Raw genomic sequence first — 18,611 nt, 5'->3', positions numbered from 1 at the left:
GTCGGCCCAGGCCAGAGGTTATTCTCTGGCCTGGGCCGAATTGCGTTCCGGAAGCATTTTTCCCACCGTTTCGGTCACCGATCGCTTCCTTGCCAATAAAGTGAAGCAGCGTTATTTTCCATTAACTGTCAGATGCTGCGGGCCCGAGTCATGGCCGAAGCCCGAATCGGCCTGGCTGTGGCTCGACGAGGATTTTGCATTTGACCAGCACCTGGACCACCGGCCGGGCAGCCCTGCTGCTCCGGCTCGCCGCCGTCGTCGGCGTGCTCACCACGGCGGCCGCCGCCGGCGCGGCCGACGCCGAACCCGCTCCCGCGGCGGGCCGCAGACTCGTCGTGCTGGGCGACTCGTACACCGCCAACCCACCGTGCGATGTGGTCCGGGTGAAGTGCGAAGACTCCGGCGCCACCGGACTGCGAGCCTGCCTGCACAGCCCGACCTCGTGGCCGGTTCAACTGAGCACGCTGATGGGCGTCGACGCCGCCGATGTCGAGAACAACTCGTGCTCGAGCGCGTCGATCGACACCGGTCCGGTCACCTCGACCGGGCAGGAGGTGCCGGGTCGCGGCGGTTTCACCCTGGCGCAGGAGGCGCTCGAAGCCGCCAAGGACGGGGCGTTCGGACCGCGCACCCAGGTGGTGGCGATCCAGCTGGGCTTCAATGACGCGTGGCCCCGGGACAATACGGTCACCGCCGACGTGAGCCGGGTGGTCAGCTGCGTGATCGACCTGGTGCAGGGCTGCGACACCGACGCGGTGGCCGAGGGCCGCTGGCCGGACCTCGAGTCGATCACCGGAACGTCCTACGCCGACCGCATTCGCAAGGTCGTCGACTACGTGAAGTACTACGCGCCGAACGCGAAGATCCAGCTGGTCGGCTATCCCGAGGTCGCTCCGGCGGGCGCGACCGACTGGTGCGTCGACCTGCTGGGCGCCGGCCGTTGGGTGCAGCCTCGGGCCCGGGCCATGGTCGAGTACTGGGAGCGGCTGCAGACCGCGCAGCGCGACGCCGCCGGAATCCTCGGGATCGACTTCGTCGACGTGAAGCCCGCGACCGCGGGGCACGGCCTGTGTGCCGCCGATCCGTGGTTCAACGTCTTCCTGGATCTGCGGAACGACGTGGCGGGCTTGCCCTTCCACCCGTCACCGAAGGGTGACGCCGCCGTGGCCGCCACCGTGTACAGCCACGTCGCGCCGCGCTGACAAGGCCCCACCCGCGTCCGCGGTCGAGTACCGCCGCGGCGCATCCCCCGGAGAAGCAATGACGCTCACTATCACCCCCGAAGCCGAATCGACCACCGCGCCACCGCCCTTCGCGTGGCGGGGCGTCCTGCTGGTCTCCGGCCTGATCACGCTGGTCTGGTCGGTCTCGGCGTTCCGGTTCCAATTGGCCGGGGACGAGCTGTATTACCTGGCCTGCGGGCGGCGGCTCGCGGTCAGTTACGTCGACAACGGTCCGCTGATCCCGCTGATCGCGCGGCTGTCCGATGTGATCGCGCCCGGATCGGTGATCGCGTTGCGGATACCCGGGTTGCTGTTCCTGATCGCGGTGTCGGTACTCACGGCCGCGGTCGCCTTCGAATGCGGTGCGCGGCCGCGGTTCCAGATTCTGGCGGCCGCGGCGTATGCCGCCTCGCCGTTCATCTTCGCCTACACCGTGCTCGACAGCGTCGCGATCGATGTGGCGTTCCAGGCGTTGATCATCTGGCTGCTGGTCCGCTGGGTGCGCACCCGTCGTGATCGGCTGCTGGTCGCCGCGGGGGTGGCCGCCGCGATCGATGTGCAGGACAAGTGGCTGGTGCTGATGCTCGGCGCCTGCGTCGGTTTCGCCATGCTGGTGGCGGGTCCGCGGGAGATCCTGCGTCGCCCCGCCCTGTGGCTGGGCCTGCTGATCATGGGCGCGGCCATGACCCCGGCGCTGTTGTGGCAGGCCTCCCATGATTGGCCGCAGCTGGCGACGAACGCGGCGATCGCCCACGAGACCGCGCAGAGCGACGGCGGCCAGTGGGGCACCATCGTGGCGATCATGGTCGTCACCGGATTCCTCGGCGGCGGCCTGGGTGTGCTCGGCATCTACGGTCTGGCCCGGGAGCCGAAGCTGCGGCCGTACCGGTTCGTGCTGATCGCGGCGGCGGCGATGATCGTGCTGGTGGTGGCGAGCCACGGCCGGTCCTATTACGTCGCCGGGATCGTGCCCGCGCTCTTCGGTGCGGGCGCGGCGCTGCTGTCCGGGCTCTTCGACACGGCGAGCCCGCGCTCGGTTGCCGTATTGCGGCGGCTGTTCACGGTTCTCACCGTGCTGACCGCGCTGCTGGCCGCCGCCTTGGCGACGTTCCCGTATCCGAAGAGCTGGATCGACGTTCCGAATACCAGCAAGCTGGGCTTCCTGCAGCACTACGGCAATGACGACTGGGAGGATCTGGCCGACGCCGTCAACATCGTGGCGACGAGCCTGCCGCCCGAGGAGCAGGCGCGCACCGCGGTCGTCGCCGAGGCCTACAACGAGGCGGGCGCGCTCGACCACTATCGGAAGTTCAAGGCGATCCCGCCGGTGTACAGCCCCAATCGTGGCTTCGCCGAATGGGGTCCGCCGCCGGACTCGGCCACCACCATCCTGTGGGTCGGCTACAACGACAGTCCCGAGCAGCGGGCCTTCCTGGCCAACTTCGCGCAGGCCACGCCCACGCTGAAGCTCGACAACGAGCTGGGCATCGCCGGTCAGAATCACCATGTGACCGTGTGGATCTGCCGCGAGCCCAAGGTCCCGTTGTCGGTGGCATGGCCCAAACTGACCTACATGATCGTTCCACCGGCGTCATGAGCAACACTGTCGGTGCCGCACTACGTTTCCGCCGGGGAGTTTTTGCATGATGAGTTTCAGCACCAGGGCCGCCGCGCTCCCGTTCCGGCTGGCCGCGGCCGTCGCCGTGCTCGCGGCGGCCGGCTCGGCCGGTGTCGCCGGGGCCGACCCGGCACCGGCCGCGGCGGAGGGCCGCACGCTGGTGGTGATGGGTGATTCGTTCGCCGCGAACCCGTCCTGCGACGGCGTCCTGGTGAAGTGCGACGGCAACAAGGACGCCGACTCGCACGAATGCCTGCACCGCGACACCTCGTGGCCGGTGCAGCTGAGCGCGTTGATGAACGTCCCCGCCTCGGACTTCGAGAACGCCACCTGCACCAATGCCTCGATCGACAGCGGCCCGGTCACCTCCACCGGTAAGGAGGTGCCCGGCCGCGACGGCTATACCCTGGCGCAGCTGGCGCTCAAGGCGTCGAAGAACGGCGCGTTCGGTCCCCGCACCCAGGTGGTGGCGATCCAGTTGGGCGCCAATGACGAATGGCCGCACGACTCGGCCACCGCCGCCGACGCCCCGGCCCAGTTGCGCTGCGCGTTCAACATGAGCGAGGGCTGCAATCCCGACGCGGTGGAGCAGGGTCGCTGGCCCGATCTGAACTCGGTCACCGGCCCGGCCTACGCCGACCGCATCCGCAAGGTCGTGGAGTACGTGAAGTACTACGCCCCCAATGCGAAGATCCAGCTGGTCGGCTATCCCGAACTGGCTCCGGCGGATTCGAACGTCTGGTGCCTCGACGTGATGGGCGTGTTCCGCTACGTCCAGCCGCGGGCCGGCGCCATCAACCAGTTCTGGAACCGGCTCAACGACGCCGAACGCGATGCTGCGCATCTGCTCTCGATCGACTACGTCGACGCCCGAGTCCCGACCGCCGGCCACGGCCTGTGCTCGCCGGACCCGTGGCTGCTGGCCGCGCTCGACCCGAAGGTCAATCTGGTCGGTCTGCCCTTCCACCCGACGCCGCGCGGCGACACCGCGGTGGCCGCCGAGGTCTACAGCCACCTCGCGACCCGGTAGCGGTTTCGGTCATCCCGCCACGACGGATCGTGGCGGGACGCCGACGTATTCGCTCAGCGGCCGGATCAGCGCGTTGGATTCGCTCTGCTCGATGATGTGGGCGGTCCAGCCGGTGATCCGGCTCATCACGAAGATCGGGGTGAACGCCTCGATATCGAAGCCGAGCAGGTAGTAGGCGGGGCCGGTCGGGAAGTCGAGGTTGGGTTCGATCCCGGTGGCCTCGTGCATGGTGCGTTCGAGGACGTCGTACATCCGCACCCAGCGGCCGCCGTCGGTCGCGGCGGCGATGTCCAGCAAGGCCTTCCGCATGGTCGGCACCCGGGAGTCGCCGTTCTTGTAGACCCGGTGGCCGAAGCCCATCACCTTCTCCTTGCCGGACAGCTTGTTCCGGAGCCAGGCCGCGGCCAGGGCCGGGTCGCCGATCTCGATCATGTCGTGCATGACCGCCTCGTTCGCCCCGCCGTGCAGCGGGCCCTTGAGCGCGCCGATGGCCGCGGTGACCGCGCTGTAGATGTCGGACCGGGTGGAGGTGACCACGCGGGCGGCGAAGGTGGAGGCGTTGAAACTGTGCTCCGCGTAGAGGATCAGCGAGACCTCGAACGCTCGCACCAGCTCCGGCGCGGGCACTGTGCCGAAGCACATGTTCAGGAAGTTCTCGGCGAAGCCCAGATGCGAGTGCGGCGCAATGGGATCCAGACCGTGCCGTCGGCGGTGGTCGGCGGCCACGATGGTCGGCAGTACCGCCATCATGCGTAAGGCCTTGGTGCGGTTGGCCTTCGGTGAATTGTCGTCCTCGGCTGGATCTTCGGCGCCCAGGTAGCTGATCGCGGTGCGCACCACGTCCATCGGGTGGCAGTTCTCGGGCAGTTTGGCCACCAGCGACAGGAGTGACCGATCCACGCGCCGCGCGGCTCGCTCCCGTTGCAGGAATTGCGCGAGCTGAGCGTCGCCGGGCAGTTCGCCGTGCCACAGCAGGTAGGCGACCTGCTCGAAGCTGCAGTGCGCGGCCAGATCCTGGACCGCGTAGCCGCGGTAGGTCAGCGAGTTGGTTTCCGGCACCACCTTCGAGATAGCGGTGGTGTCGACGACGACGCCGGCGAGACCCTTGTAAATGGTCCGGATCGCGGTCTCCGTCATCACTGATTCCTTCCCAGAGTGAAATTGAAGATGTCGGAATCGAATTCGTTGTAGCGCTCGTATTCGAGGAGCTCGTAGAGCCGGCTGCGGTGCTGCATACGGTCCAGCAGCCCGGCCTGGGTGCCGGTGGCCGCGATCTCCCGCAGCCCGGTTTCGGCGGCGAACATGGCCAGCCGCAGCGTGGTCACCGGGTAGATGACCGCGTTGTAGCCGATGGACTCCAGCGTCGCCGCCGGGATCAGCTCGGACTTGCCGAACTCGGTCATGTTGGCCAGCAAGGGAATCGAGACGGCGTCCCGGAACTTCTCGAACTCGGCCGGGGTGTGCAGCGCCTCGGTGAAGATCAGGTCCGCACCGGCCTCCGCGTATGCCCGTGCCCGGTCGATCGCGGCGTCGATGCCCTCGATCCCGGCGGCGTCGGTGCGCGCGCAGATCACGAAGTTCGGGTCGCGCCGCGCGGATACGGCTGCGCGCAACCGGCGCACCATCTCATCGGCCGGAACCACCGCCTTGCCGTCGAGGTGGCCGCAGCGCTTCGGATTCACCTGATCCTCGAGGTGCAGACCGGCGATGCCGGCGTCCTCCATGACGGTGACGGTGCGGGCGGCGCTCATGGGCTCCCCGAATCCGGTGTCGGCGTCGATGAGCACCGGCAGATCGGTGACCCGTGCGATCTGCTGCCCGCGGCCCGCCACCTCGGTCAGGGTGGTCAGGCCGATATCGGGCAGGCCCAGATCGGCGGAGAGCACCGCGCCGGAGACGTACACGCCTTCGAACCCGATCTCTTGGATCAGCTTGGCCACCAAGGGATTGAACGCACCGGGGAACCGCTGGATCGTGCCGGAGGTCAGGCCCGCCTTGAAGGCGGCACGCTTGTCGGTGGCGGGGGTGGCGGCGGCGAGCAGGCCGGTCATCGGAACAGTCCCTTCGGCGACCGGGGCGCGCGGGCGAGCACATCCGGCGAGACGGTGAAGGTGAGCTCCGACAGCTCGTTCGGGGACAGCTCGCCCGCACGCTGAACCACCTCCAGGAAGCGGTCCTGCTCGCCGGGCTCGATGACACCCTCGGCGAGCGTGCGGAACTTGGCGATGTACTGGTCCCGCGCGAAGGGCCGCGCGCCCAGCGGGTGGGCGTCGGCCACGGCGAGCTCGTCGACGATGACTTCGCCACTGCGCAGGGTGATTTCGGCGCGCGTGCCGAACGCCTTCTCGTTCGGGTCGGTGGAGTGGTAGCGGCGCGTCCATTCCGGATCCTCGGCGGTGGAGATCTTGTTCCACAGCGCGATGGTGTCGGGGCGCTGCGCACGGTCGGGGGCGTAGGAGCGCTCGTGATGCCAGACGCCGTCCTGCAGCGCGACCGCGAAGATGTACATGATCGAGTGATCCAGGGTTTCGCGAGAAGCGTTGGGGTCGAACTTCTGTGGGTCGTTGGACCCGGTGCCGATCACGTAGTGGGTGTGGTGGCTGGTGTGCAGCACGATCGTGGCGATCTGGTCCAGGTCGCCGATCCGCTCGCGCAGGCGGCAGGCCAGGTCGATGGGGGCCTGGCTCTGGTATTCGGCCGAGTGTTCCTTGGTGTAGGTGTCGAGGATGCCGCGTTTGGGTTCGCCGGGGCCGGGCAGCGGCACCGAGTACTCCGCGTCGGGGCCGCCCAGCAGCCAGGCGATCACGCCGTCCTCGCCCTCCCAGATCGGGGACGGCGCGCCCTCGCCGCGCATGGCGCGATCCACCGCTTCGACGGCCATCTTCCCGGCGAAGGCGGGGGCGTAGGCCTTCCAGCTGGAGATCTCGCCCTTGCGGGACTGGCGGGTGGCGGTCGTGGTGTGCAGGGCCTGGCCGATGGCCTGGTAGATGGTTTCGGTGTCGAGTCCGAGCAGCGTGCCGATGCCGGCGGCGGCCGACGGGCCGAGGTGCGCGACGTGGTCGATCTTGTGCTCGTGCAGGCAGATCGCGCGGACCAGGTTCACCTGGATCTCGTAACCCGTTGCCAGACCGCGGATCAGGTCGCGGCCGCTGCGGCCGGTGTGCTGGGCGACGGCGAGGACGGGCGGAATGTTGTCGCCCGGGTGGGAGTACTCCGCGGCCAGGAAGGTGTCGTGGAAGTCCAGTTCCCGTACGGCGACGCCGTTGGCCCAGGCCGCCCATTCCGGCGAGTAGGAGCCGCTCGCGCCGAAGACGGTGGCGCCCGGCCGGTAGGGGTGGGCCAGGGCCTGGGCGCGGGCGTTGGCGACCGGTCGCCGGGTGATCGAGGCGGCCGCGACCGCGGCGTTGTCGATGAGCCGGTTGACGATCATCTGCTCGACGTCGGGGTCGACGTCCACGGGGTCGGCCGCGACGTCGGCAATCCGCCACGCGAGGTGTTCCGTGCGGGGAAAGCGCTCGGCGGAGCGATGGGTGCGGACGAGATGGTTCTTCATATTTCGCACGCTACACAGCGGTTCGGCGCCGGGAAATGCCTTGCAAAAGCCTATTTTTGCGGAATCGAAGCCGGGATTCAGCGAAAGTTGTGAAAGCTGAAATTGCTAGGCTGACCGCATGCAGAAGATGTACGCGGGCGCGCGCCTGCGCGCCTTGCGGGAGCGGCGCGGGCTGTCTCAGTCCGCGCTGGCCAAGACGCTGGAACTCTCGGTGAGCTACATCAATCAGCTCGAGCACGACCAGCGCCCGCTGACCGTGCCGGTGCTGCTGCGCTTGAACGCGCGCTTCGACCTGGACATGGGTTTCTTCGCCGCCGACACCGACGCCCGGCTCATCGCCGACCTGCAGGACGTGTTCGCCGAGGACCCGGAGGGCGGCGACATCACCACCGCCGAGATCGACGATCTGGTGGCCCGGGTGCCCGCGGCGGCGCGCGTGCTGGTCGGCCTGCATCGCCGGTTGCGCGGCACCACCGAGCAGATGGAACGCGTCTCCGCCGGAATCGACGGCGCCCCGGGCGAATCCGCGGTCGCCATGCCCTACGAGGATGTCCGCGACTACTTCTACGACCGGCGCAACCACATCCCCGAACTGGACACCGCGGCCGAGCAGCTCTTCGACCGGAACGGCCTGAGCCTGGGCGGGCTCGACCTGCAGCTGACCCGCCTGCTGCGCGAACAGCACGGCATCGCGGTCCTCATCCGCACCGACGATCCCAGCCATCCGGGCCCGAAACGGGTTTTCGACGCCGACAGCCGGGTGCTGACCCTGGCGCGCCGGCTCACCGCGGGTCAGCGGGCGTTCCAATTGGCCACGCAGCTGGCCTTTCTCACCCAGGCGGAGGTGATCGCCGACCTGATCGACGCGACCGACGCCATGCCCGAGAATTCACGCGGCTTGCTGCGCATCGGGCTGGCCAATTACTTCGCCGGCGCGCTGATCCTGCCCTACACCCGATTCTGGGACGCGGCCGAATCGCTGCGTTACGACATCGAATTGCTGGCCGCCACCTTCGAGGTCGGGTTCGAGACGGTCTGCCACCGCCTGTCCACGTTGCAGCGTCCGGGCAAGCGCGGGGTGCCGTTCTTCTTCGTGCGCACCGATCGCGCCGGGAACATCTCGAAACGCCAGTCCGCCACCGCGTTCCACTTCTCCCGGGTCGGGGGCAGCTGCCCGCTGTGGGTGGTGCACGACGCGTTCTCCACACCGGGCAGCATCCGCACCCAGATCGCCCGGATGCCCGACGGCCGCAACTATCTGTGGCTGGCGCGCACCACCGACGAGAAGACGCCCGGATACCTGTCCCCCACCCGGGATTTCGCCATCGGACTGGGCTGCGACCTGACCTACGCGGACAAGCTGGTCTACTCGCACGGCCTGCCCGTCGACGACCCGCGCACGGCGGTGCCGATCGGCGCGGGCTGCAAGGTGTGCGAGCGCACCGACTGCGCCCAGCGCGCCTTCCCGCAGCTGGGCCGCCCGATCCGGGTGGACGACAACAGTTCCCTGACCATCCCGTACGCGCCGATCACGTAGCCGGATGCCGGGGTGCTCCGCGCGGCGGAACGCCCCGGCGTTCGGTCAGCGCAGCGCCCGTGCGGCGGCCACCAGGTTGCGCAGCGACTCGGTCACCTCGGCGGCGCCGCGGGTCTTGAGCCCGCAGTCCGGGTTGACCCAGAGCCGTTCGGCCGGAACCGCTTTCAGTGCCAGCGCGAGCGAGGTCCCGATCTCCTCGGTGCTGGGCACCCGCGGCGAGTGGATGTCGTACACGCCCGGTCCCACGCCCAGGTCGAAGCCCGCCGCGTTGAGGTCGTCGAGTACCTCCATGTGCGAGCGGGCCGCCTCGATCGAGGTGACGTCGGCGTCCAATCCCGCGATGGCGCCGATGATCTCACCGAACTCCGAATAGCACAGGTGGGTGTGGATCTGGGTGGTGTCGGCGACGCCTGAGGTGGCCAGCCGGAACGCCGCCACCGCCCACTCCAGGTACCCGGGCTGATCGGCGCGGCGCAGCGGCAGCAGTTCCCGCAGCGCCGGCTCGTCCACCTGGATGATGGCGATCCCGGCGGCTTCCAGGTCGACCGTCTCGTCCCGGATGGCCAGCGCGATCTGGCGCGCGGTGTCGGCGAGCGGCTGGTCGTCACGCACGTACGACCACGCCAGGATGGTGACCGGCCCGGTGAGCATGCCCTTGACCGGCTTGCCGGTCAGCGACTGCGCGTAGGTGATCCAGTCGACGGTCATGGCCGCCGGGCGGGTCACGTCGCCGAACAGGATCGGCGGGCGGACGCAGCGGGTGCCGTAGGACTGCACCCACCCGTTCGCGGTGGCGGCGAATCCGTCCAGCTGCTCGGCGAAGTACTGCACCATGTCGTTGCGCTCGGGCTCGCCGTGCACCAGCACATCCAGGCCGATCTCCTCTTGCAGCGCAATGACTTCGGCGATCTCGGCGCGCATGCGGGTGTCGTACTCGGCCCGATCGATCTCGGCGCGGCGCAAGGCGGCGCGCGCCACCCGGATGCGGCCGGTCTGCGGGTAGGAGCCGATGGTCGTGGTCGGCAGCGGCGGCAGGTGCAGACGTTCCTGCTGCAACCGCCGCCGCTCGTCCGCGGGCGCCCGGCGTCCGTCGGCGGCATCGAGCCCGGCCAGCCGGGCCCGGACCGTCGGATCGCACAGCCGGGCGTCGGACCGCCTGTCCAGCACGGCCGTTCGCGCGATCTCCAGCTGCTCGGCGGCCGCGTCCTGCCCCTCATGCAGGACGGTGGCCAGCAGCCGGATCTCGGCGATCTTCTCGGCTCCGAACGCCAGCCAGGACCGCAGGCGCGGCTCCAGGTCGGGCTCGGCGGCGAGGCTGTAGGGCACATGCAGCAGCGAGCAGGAACTCGACACCGCCACGGGCGCGCCGCCGGCGGCGAGAGCGGCCAGCCCGGTCAGCGCCCGATCGGGATCGGTGCGCCACACGTTGTAGCCGTCGACGACGCCCGCGACCAGGAGCGTTCCGGAAAGCTCCTGCGCCGCGGCCACATCGGCGCCACCGTCCGCGACCAGGTCGACGGCGATGCCCTCGACCCCGGTGGCCGCCAGCACCGGCAGCACCGGACCCAACCGGCCGAAGTAGCCGGCCACCAGCAGATCCGGTCGCCCCGACCCGGAGGCCAGCCGCTGATACGTCGAATGCACCAGCGCCAGTTCGGTTTCCGTCAGATCTGCGACCAGTGCCGGCTCGTCGATCTGCACCCAGCGCGCGCCCGCCGCGGCCAGCAGGCCCAGCAGCCGCTCGTACAGCGGCAGCAGATCCGGCAGGCGATCGAGCAGCTCACTGCCGTCCACCGACTTGGCCAGTTTCAGGAAGGTGATCGGGCCGATGATCACCGGTCGGGCCGGAATACCCAGTGCCAGAGCTTCTTCCAGTTCCGCCAGCGGCTTGCCCGGATGCAGGGAGAACTCCGTCGCGGCCGACAGCTCGGGCACCAGATAGTGGTAGTTGGTGTCGAACCACTTGGTCATCTCGAGCGGCGCGACCTCGGCGGTGCCGCGCGCGGCCGCGAAGTAGCGGTCCAGCTCGTCGGCGATGCCGTGCACCCGCTCGGGCAGCGCGCCCAGCAACACGGCGGTGTCGAGCACCTGGTCGTAGTAGGAGAAGGTGCCCACCGGAATCGAATCCAGTCCGGCGGCACGCACCGCGGTGAGTTGCGCGGCGCGCAGGCCCCCGGAGAGGCCGTGCAGTGCGGCGGCGTCGATCCGCCCCGCCCAGTACGCCTCGACGGCGCGTTTCAGTTCCCGGTTCGGGCCGATGCGGGGCAGGCCCAGCACCGTGGCGGTGAAGGTGTTCTCAGGGTTCGGCATTGATGAACTCCGTGGTCAGCAGTCGATGACCGCCGCCCATTACGAGCGCACGCTGACGGAGCCCATGGGGCAGCTACCGTGCCCGGATCCGATCGGCGTAGCGCCCAATCCACGAGGCGACGACCGCCGGATACGGCGTATCCGGCACGACGGGCAGGTCTTCGGACTCATGGGCATCGACCCGAAATTCGGGTCGGCCCCGGTACGTGACCGAGGCCGGACCTACCGGCCGTCGCTTCCCAGGCCTGCGCCCAGTGCTGATGACAGCGTTCGTTCCCATTCACCGCTGCGGGACAGTCCCGGATTCTCACCGGGTTCCCTCTCACCCGGCCGGCGCGTGAACGCGGGGCGGGCTTCGACGCCGTCGAATGGGTCAGGGGCTCCTCGACTCCACCTCCGGCGAACCAGTTGCGTTGGCGAATATAGCCCAATGACACCGTGCTGACGGCGCACGCGCCGTCGTCCCAACAGGTGGGCGACCCGGAGCATGCGGATTGACCAGCGGCGATGCGCTTTCGTATGGTTGATCGACGATGCCATGAGGAATCCGGTGCAATGCCGGAACGGTCGCGCCACTGTGAGCAGCCGGTCTCGGTGAGAGACAGGATGCGAGTCAGACCCTCACATCGTCGGTTCGATCGGCAACGGGGACGCGAAATCCCCCAGACTCAAAGGAGTCCTTCGTGGCTACCTCTTTCGCTCCTCGCTCCGGTCTCGGCAGCGGCGCGCTCGCGATCCCGACCACGGCCCTGTGGCTGGTCGGCACCACGCTGCTGGCGCTGCTGGCCCTGTACTTCATCGGCATCGATCAGGGTGCGGTGTCGGTCTTCGGCAGCGACATGCACGTGCACGAGTTCGTGCACGACGGCCGGCATTTCCTCGGTTTCCCCTGCCACTAGCACCGGGAATCGAGTAACCACAATGGAAAAGCGAATCATCGGCCGAGGTGTCCTGCTGGGCGCCCTCGGCGGATCGCTGGCGTTCGTCTTCGCCCGGATCCTGTCCGAGCCGATCATCGATCGAGCCATCGCCTACGAAGAGGGCCGTGACGACGCGCAGATGGCGCTCGACAAGGCCGCCGGCAAGCCGATGGACATGGACCACGGGGTCGAGCTCTTCACCCGCGCGCAGCAGCAGAACGTGGGCTTCGGCTTCGGCATGATCGTGTTCGGTGCCGCCCTGGGCGCGCTGTTCGCGGTGGTCTACTTCCTGGCGCTGCGCAGGGCGGGCAAGATCTCGCCGCGGAATCTGGCACTGCTGGCGTCGGGCGGCATGTTCCTGGTGCTGGACCTGGTCCCGTTCCTGAAGTATCCGGCCAATCCGCCGTCGATCGGGCACCACGAGACCACCGGGCCCCGCACCGCCCTGTATCTGGGCATGATCGCGATCGGCGTGGTCGCGCTGTGCGCCGCGATCTGGCTGGGCCGCAAACTCACGGCGCGCCTGGATGTCTGGACCGCCGGCGTGGCGGCCTCGGCCGGCTTCGTGCTGGTGATGGGTGTCGTGATGGCGGTGCTGCCGTCGCTCGGACAGCTCTCGGCCAACAAGGAATACGGCGACTTCGCCACCGAAACGCCGCAGCCGCTGAAGGATCCGTCCGGCACGATCGTCTTCCCGGGGTTCCCGGCCGACGACCTGTACTACTTCCGGCTGTACTCGATCGCCGCCCAGCTCATCGTGTGGGTGGTCATCGGTGTCGGCTTCGCCTGGCTCGCGCCGCGCCTGCTCGGCGACCGCGCGACCGAGACCGCGCAGGCGGCATGAGCGCGGTCACCCGCCTCACCCTGGTGACGCACGCGATCACCGATGCCGTGCAGGGCGCCCGTTTTCCGGCCGACGAACCGCTGAACCCGCTCGGGTCGCGGTCGGTCGAGAAGGCGGGCGGCCTGCCCGGCCCCGCGCCCGAGACGGTGCTGCACGCACCGGAGGTCCGGGCCGAACAGACCTGCCGCGCGCTGGGTTTCACCGGCGCGCCGGAATTGGCGTTGCGCGACCTGGACCACGGCGGTTGGGCCGGGAAGTCCATGGACGAGCTCGCGCCCGAGCAGCTCATGGGCTGGCTCACCGACCCGGCCTACCGCGACCACGGCGGTGAATCGATCACCGATCTACTCGACCGGGTCGGCGACTGGCTGCACGCACTGGCGGGCAGCGGCGACCGGATCGTGGCGGTGACGCATCCCGCGATCGTGCGGGCCGCGGTCCTGCGCACCCTGAACGCTCCCCCGGAGTCGTTCTGGCGCATCGACATTCCGCCACTGAGCGCCACCACCCTGCATCACCGCGGCCCGGCGTGGACGTTGCGCGCGACCGCGCACGAACTGGCCTGAACCGCCTCAGGCGTGCGGCGGGAACTGGCCGTTCGCCGTGACCTTGGTGCCATCGAGGGTGAAGGTGACGACGCTGGGACCGCCCTGCGGGCAGCACATCGGGTCGCTTCCGTTGAGCCAGCGGTAGGTCAGCGACAGCGAGTTCCGCGTCTTGCCGGTGACCTGCGTGTACATGTACGGGTCGGCGGTCGCCGTACCCAGGTAGGTGCCGCCGGTGAAGAACAGCACGTGCGTGTACGGGTGATTGGTGTTGGAGTTCACCGTCATCCACGACAGCACGCCGTCGCAGCCCGAGGCGAGCGCCACGTCCCCGGCCTCACCGGCCTGCCACCCACCCACCGGCGGCGGGTTCAGCTTGGCGATGGCGGCGTGGGCCAGCTCGGAGTTGATGTCGAAGCACAGCCCGTGTCCGCTCCCCGCGGGCGCGCCGCCCTGCTGTTGCGGCGCGGCGCCGGGACTCGTCGTCGCCGGACTCCCGGCGTTCGACGTGGCCGGGCTCCCCACGCTGGTCGCCACCGGGCTCGCGGTGGTCGGTGCCGGACCCGTCGATGTCCCCGGATTGCACCCGGTGGTCACCGCCATGACGGCGGCGGCCATCGCGAGCAGAGCCGCTGACCTGGTCTTCATGATGTCTCCCCGCGCACGTGTCACGCCCTCATCATCGGGCACGTGAGCAGCGGTGTTATCGAGAACCGCTGTGCGAGAATGCGGCATGAGCATCAAGATCGACGGTCTCGACTCCGCGCTGCTCAGGGAGTTGGCGGCCGATCCGCGGGTGCCGATTCTGGAATTGGCGCAGCGGCTGGGGATCGCCCGGAACACCGTCCAAGCCCGGATGAAACGGCTGGAGGCGGCCGGGGTGGTGCGCGGGTATCCGCCGGACGTGGATCTCGAGGTCATCGGGTTCGCGGTGCACGCCTTCCTGGGCATCGAACTGGACCAGAACAAGATGAACGACATCGTCGAGGCGTTGCGGGCGTTCCCGAACGTGCTCGAGGTACACGCCACCACCGGACGCGGGGATCTGCTGGTGCGGGTGGCCGCGCGGTCGCAGCCGGATCTGCTCGGCGTCATCCAGCGTGTGCACGCCATCGCGGGGGTCAAGCACACCGAGACCATGCTCGCCCTGGCGACGCCGATCGAATACCGGTCGCTGCCGCTCGTCGAACAGCTGACCAGCCATCCGGGCGCCGACTGACCAGAATGCTGCGCACATCAGAGTGCTCCAGATCACTTTTGAGCAGTCTGATCAACTTTTCGCACGACTGTTGACACAGATCACACATCACGGCAGATTTCGCAGCACCGATCGCTTGGTCCCTTCGTTGCAGCTCACAATCTGGGCTGTAGAGAGTGTGGTGACTGTTCATGACCGACGTTGCCTGCGCGCCTGCACCACAGGCCGAACCGGCTACGCCCTACGACCTCGCCGACCGTTACCGGTCGGGTGCGGGTCCGGTCCTCCTCACCGGCGTACAGGCCATCGCCCGGCTGCTGGTGGAACAGCATGTGCGCGATATGCGCGCCGGCCACCGGGTCGCGACCTTCGTGTCCGGGTATCAGGGCAGCCCGCTGGGCGGGGTCGACAAGATGCTGCTGGGCATGCCGACCGTGCTGACCGAACACGACATCGCCTTCGTGCCGGGCTTCAACGAGGAGCTCGCCGCCACCGCGGTGTGGGGCAGCCAAGCCGATCTCCCGGCGGGCACGCCGACCCACGACGGCGTGGTGGGCGTCTGGTACGGCAAGGGGCCGGGCGTGGACCGCGCCACCGACGCCATCCGGCACGCGAACATGTACGGGGTGAATCCGCGCGGCGGCGTCCTGCTGCTGGTTGGTGACGACCCGGCCTCGAAGTCCTCGACGGTGCCCGCGGTGAGCGAGCGGTCGCTGGCCGCCATGGGCGTGCCGGTGCTGTTCCCGCGCAATGCCCGCGAGATCATCACCATGGGCATGCAGGGGGTGGCGCTGTCGCGGGCCTCGGGCTGCATCGTGGCCATGAAGATCGTCGCCGATGTCGCGGACGGCGCCTGGACGGTGGACGGCTCGGTCGCGAACCTGCCCATCGCGGTGCCCGAAGTGCAGTGGGACGGTAAGACTTTCGCCTACCGGCAGCGGCCGATGGCGGCGCCGGCCGACAGCGTGCTCGCCGAGGCCGATCTGTACGGGCCGCGCTGGGCCACGGTGCGCGCCTTCGGGGCCGCGAACGACCTCGACGTCATCGAGGTGGATCCGGCGCACGCGCGGATCGGGATCGCGGCCACCGGCACCACCTTCGACGCGGTCCGCCAGGCGCTGCACGACCTCGGCGTCGACGAGGCGGCGCTGCAGCGCGCGGGCATCCGCCTGCTGCGCATCGGCATGCCGTATCCGGTAGGCGCGCAGCGGGTCACGGAATTCGCGCGCGGCTTGGAGCAGATCATCGTGGTCGAGGACAAGACCGCGTTCATCGAGACCCAGATCCGTGAAATCCTTTACGGCGCCGCCGATGCCCCGCGCATCATCGGCAAGCTGGATGGAAACGGACTGCCGCTCATGCCCTTCGACGGCGAGCTCACGGCGGGCCGCCTGCTCGCCCCGCTGCGCCGGGTGCTGCGCGCGCACGTCGAGCTGAAAAAGGCTCCGCCCCCGGCGCTTTCGCTGGAAGTGTTGTCGGCCAAGCGCACCCCCTACTTCTGCAGCGGCTGCCCGCACAACCGGTCCACCGCCATCCCCGAGGGCTCCATCGGCGGTGGCGGCATCGGCTGCCACACCCTGGTCACCCTGTCCGGGCGCAGCGACAGCGCGGTCACCGGCCTGACCCAGATGGGCGGCGAGGGCAGTCAGTGGATCGGGCAGGCGCCGTTCACCGATGTGCCGCACCTGTTCCAGAACATCGGCGACGGCACCTTCTTCCACTCCGGGCAGCTGGCCGTGCAGGCGTGCGTGGCGGCGGGGGTGAACATCACCTACAAGCTGCTCTACAACGAGGTCGTCGCCATGACCGGCGCACAGGACGTCGAGGGCGGGCTGACGGTCGCGAAGCTGACCCACAAGCTGACCATGGAGGGCGTCGAGCGGATCATCATCTGCGCCGACGATCCCCAGCGGCACAACAAGAAAGCCCTCGCCAAGGGCACACTGCTGTGGCATCGGGACCGGCTCGACGAGGCGCAGAAGACACTGCGTGAGGTCAAGGGCGTCACGGTGCTGATCTACGACCAGCACTGCGCGGCCGACGCGCGGCGGCAACGCAAGCGCGGCACGCTGCCGGTGCGCAATACCCGGGTGGTGATCAACGAGGCGGTGTGCGAGGGCTGCGGCGACTGCGGCACCAAGTCGAACTGCCTGTCGGTACAGCCGGTGGAGACCGAGTTCGGACGCAAGACGCGCATCGACCAGACCTCCTGCAACACCGATTACAGCTGCCTCGACGGCGACTGCCCGTCGTTCGTCACGGTGGAAGTACGCCCGGACGCCAAGGGGCGCAAGGGTTCCAAGCGGGTGCGCGGGATGCGCCGCAAGCCCGCCGAGCCGCCGATGGCGGCCGATCCGGGCCTGAGTGCTCCGCTGGGCACGCAGAACGTGCTCATCGCGGGCATCGGCGGCACCGGCATCGTGACCGTCAACCAGGTGCTGGCCACGGCCGCGCTGCGGGCCGGGTACGCGGTCGAGAGCCTCGACCAGATCGGGCTGAGTCAGAAGGCCGGGCCGGTGCTGTCCCACTTGCGCTTCGCCACCGGCGAATTGGAGCCGTCGAACCGGCTCACCCCGGGCAGCGCGGACTGCATCATGGCCATCGACCTGCTGACCGCGGCCGACCCCAAGAACCTCCAGTACGGCAACCCGGACGGGACCATCGTGGTCGCCTCGACCAGCAAGACGCCGACCGGCGACATGGTCTACGACAAGTCGGTCGCCTACCCCGAGACCGGGCCGCTGCTGGATCGGCTGGCGGCGGTGTCGGACGCGCAGTTCGCCTTCGATGCGCTGGCCGCCGCCCAGCACCTGTTCGGCACCACCGCCGCCGCCAACTTCCTGATGGTCGGCGCGGCCTTCCAGACCGGCGGCCTGCGGCTGCCCGCCGCGGCGATCGAGGAGGCGATCGGCATCAACGGTGTCGCGGTGTCGGCCAATATCGCGGCCTTCCGCTGGGGCCGGGTGGCCATCGCCGACCCGGCGGCGTTCGCGGCGGCCACCGATTCCGGTGCGGTACAGCGGGCTCCGCGGGTCGCGCCCGCCGAGCTGCTGGCCGGAACCGGTTTCGACGGCGAGGTCCGCCGGCTGGTGGAGCTACGCGCGGCGGAACTGATCGACTATCAGAACGCCAAGGTCGCCCGCCGCTACATCGATACCGTCCAGGCCGCCTGGACCGCCGAGCGCGCGGTCACCGAGCGCACCGAGTTCACCGAGGCCGTGGCGCGCGGGCTGTTCAAGTTCACCGCCTACAAGGACGAGTACGAGGTCGCCCGCCTGCTGGTCGATCCCGGTTTCCTCGACGAGGTCAAAGCGCAGGTGCCCGGCGGCGAGAACCTCACCTACAAGCTGCATCCGCCGGTGCTGCGCGCCCTCGGCCGCAAGAAGAAGATCGGGCTCGCACCGAAATCCCATGTGGCGCTGAAGCTGCTCGCCAAAGGCAAGGCGCTGCGCGGCACCAAGCTCGACCCCTTCGGCTACGCCCACGTCCGGAAGGTGGAGCGGGAGTTGCTGTCCCACTACACCGGGATGGTCGCCCGGCTCGCGGCGAACCTGAGCCCGGACACCTACGTCGCCGCCACCGAGGCAGCGGGTCTGCCCGACCTGGTCCGCGGCTACGAGGACGTGAAGCTCGGCAATGTCGAGCTCTACCGTGCCCGTTTGCGCGAACTCGGCCTCGACGGCTGACACCGGTTGCGGGCCTCGGCCCGCACACCTCATCCAATCCATACCGAATCGCCGGACGGCGGCAGCAGCGTCACGCCGCCGTGCCGCGATGACCCGTGCCCGCGCGCGGGCACGCCCCCGGCCGCCCACCCCGCGGCCAACCACCCC

14 protein-coding genes and 2 riboswitches are annotated in these 18,611 nt (G+C 69.2%); of the genes, 9 read left to right on the top strand and 5 right to left on the bottom strand.

The window, feature by feature from the left end:
* Positions 1 to 200: 200 nt before the first annotated feature.
* From ACYVKL_RS32730 to ACYVKL_RS32720, 3 genes are read left to right on the top strand one after another with little or no spacing between them, the layout of a single operon-like run.
* A complete protein-coding gene (locus ACYVKL_RS32730; protein WP_379167361.1) occupies positions 201 to 1,202 on the top strand; it encodes an SGNH/GDSL hydrolase family protein in 1,002 nt (333 codons plus the stop codon).
* 58 nt (positions 1,203 to 1,260) lie between these two features.
* Entirely contained in the window at positions 1,261 to 2,820 is a 1,560-nt protein-coding gene (locus tag ACYVKL_RS32725) for an ArnT family glycosyltransferase (protein WP_379167362.1), read from the top strand.
* Between the two features lie 46 nt (positions 2,821 to 2,866).
* Positions 2,867 to 3,871: an SGNH/GDSL hydrolase family protein gene (locus ACYVKL_RS32720; protein ID WP_379167364.1), complete on the top strand. Its 1,005-nt coding sequence runs from the start codon at positions 2,867 to 2,869 to the stop codon at positions 3,869 to 3,871.
* Between the two features lie 9 nt (positions 3,872 to 3,880).
* On the opposite strand, the gene ACYVKL_RS32715 is transcribed toward ACYVKL_RS32720, so the two are convergent.
* From ACYVKL_RS32715 to prpD, 3 genes are read right to left on the bottom strand one after another with little or no spacing between them, the layout of a single operon-like run.
* The gene (locus ACYVKL_RS32715; protein WP_379167366.1) at positions 3,881 to 5,008 is read right to left on the bottom strand and encodes a bifunctional 2-methylcitrate synthase/citrate synthase; all 1,128 of its coding nucleotides are present in this window, start codon (positions 5,006 to 5,008) and stop codon (positions 3,881 to 3,883) included.
* Positions 5,008 to 5,922: a methylisocitrate lyase gene (gene prpB, locus ACYVKL_RS32710; RefSeq protein ID WP_379167368.1), complete on the bottom strand. Its 915-nt coding sequence runs from the start codon at positions 5,920 to 5,922 to the stop codon at positions 5,008 to 5,010. Before prpB ends, ACYVKL_RS32715 begins: the two co-directional genes overlap by 1 nt.
* Complete coding sequence (gene prpD / locus ACYVKL_RS32705; protein WP_379167369.1) at positions 5,919 to 7,424, bottom strand: 2-methylcitrate dehydratase PrpD; 1,506 nt, start codon at positions 7,422 to 7,424, stop codon at positions 5,919 to 5,921. The genes prpB and prpD overlap by 4 nt, the downstream gene beginning before the upstream one ends.
* A gap of 118 nt (positions 7,425 to 7,542) precedes the next feature.
* Between prpD and ACYVKL_RS32700 the strand changes: the two genes are divergently transcribed.
* Positions 7,543 to 8,961 carry a short-chain fatty acyl-CoA regulator family protein gene (locus ACYVKL_RS32700; protein WP_357192761.1) on the top strand — a complete coding sequence of 473 codons (1,419 nt, stop codon included), beginning with the start codon at positions 7,543 to 7,545 and terminating at the stop codon, positions 8,959 to 8,961.
* A gap of 45 nt (positions 8,962 to 9,006) precedes the next feature.
* On the opposite strand, the gene metE is transcribed toward ACYVKL_RS32700, so the two are convergent.
* A complete protein-coding gene (gene metE, locus ACYVKL_RS32695; RefSeq protein WP_379167371.1) occupies positions 9,007 to 11,271 on the bottom strand; it encodes a 5-methyltetrahydropteroyltriglutamate--homocysteine S-methyltransferase in 2,265 nt (754 codons plus the stop codon).
* A gap of 135 nt (positions 11,272 to 11,406) precedes the next feature.
* Positions 11,407 to 11,616: riboswitch (cobalamin riboswitch) on the bottom strand.
* 145 nt (positions 11,617 to 11,761) lie between these two features.
* Positions 11,762 to 11,914, top strand: a riboswitch (cobalamin riboswitch).
* Between the two features lie 40 nt (positions 11,915 to 11,954).
* Between metE and ACYVKL_RS32690 the strand changes: the two genes are divergently transcribed.
* From ACYVKL_RS32690 to ACYVKL_RS32680, 3 genes are read left to right on the top strand one after another with little or no spacing between them, the layout of a single operon-like run.
* Positions 11,955 to 12,170: a CbtB domain-containing protein gene (locus ACYVKL_RS32690; RefSeq protein ID WP_213557471.1), complete on the top strand. Its 216-nt coding sequence runs from the start codon at positions 11,955 to 11,957 to the stop codon at positions 12,168 to 12,170.
* Positions 12,171 to 12,192: 22 nt separating this feature from the next.
* Positions 12,193 to 13,035 carry a CbtA family protein gene (locus tag ACYVKL_RS32685; protein WP_379167373.1) on the top strand — a complete coding sequence of 281 codons (843 nt, stop codon included), beginning with the start codon at positions 12,193 to 12,195 and terminating at the stop codon, positions 13,033 to 13,035.
* Positions 13,032 to 13,601 (top strand): histidine phosphatase family protein, encoded by a 570-nt coding sequence (locus ACYVKL_RS32680; RefSeq protein ID WP_379167375.1) that lies wholly within the window; start codon positions 13,032 to 13,034, stop codon positions 13,599 to 13,601. The genes ACYVKL_RS32685 and ACYVKL_RS32680 overlap by 4 nt, the downstream gene beginning before the upstream one ends.
* A 6-nt stretch (positions 13,602 to 13,607) precedes the next feature.
* On the opposite strand, the gene ACYVKL_RS32675 is transcribed toward ACYVKL_RS32680, so the two are convergent.
* Complete coding sequence (locus ACYVKL_RS32675) at positions 13,608 to 14,228, bottom strand: LppP/LprE family lipoprotein (RefSeq protein WP_379167377.1); 621 nt, start codon at positions 14,226 to 14,228, stop codon at positions 13,608 to 13,610.
* A gap of 85 nt (positions 14,229 to 14,313) precedes the next feature.
* Between ACYVKL_RS32675 and ACYVKL_RS32670 the strand changes: the two genes are divergently transcribed.
* Positions 14,314 to 14,799, top strand: coding sequence for an Lrp/AsnC family transcriptional regulator (locus ACYVKL_RS32670; protein WP_213557475.1), 486 nt, complete (start codon positions 14,314 to 14,316; stop codon positions 14,797 to 14,799).
* 170 nt (positions 14,800 to 14,969) lie between these two features.
* Positions 14,970 to 18,464 carry an indolepyruvate ferredoxin oxidoreductase family protein gene (locus ACYVKL_RS32665; protein ID WP_379167379.1) on the top strand — a complete coding sequence of 1,165 codons (3,495 nt, stop codon included), beginning with the start codon at positions 14,970 to 14,972 and terminating at the stop codon, positions 18,462 to 18,464.
* Positions 18,465 to 18,611 lie beyond the last annotated feature (147 nt).

It is taken from the genome of Nocardia tengchongensis (assembly GCF_054781395.1).
The sequence above is the reverse complement of the archived record's forward strand: the minus strand, read 5'-3'. Positions and strand labels throughout refer to the sequence as shown.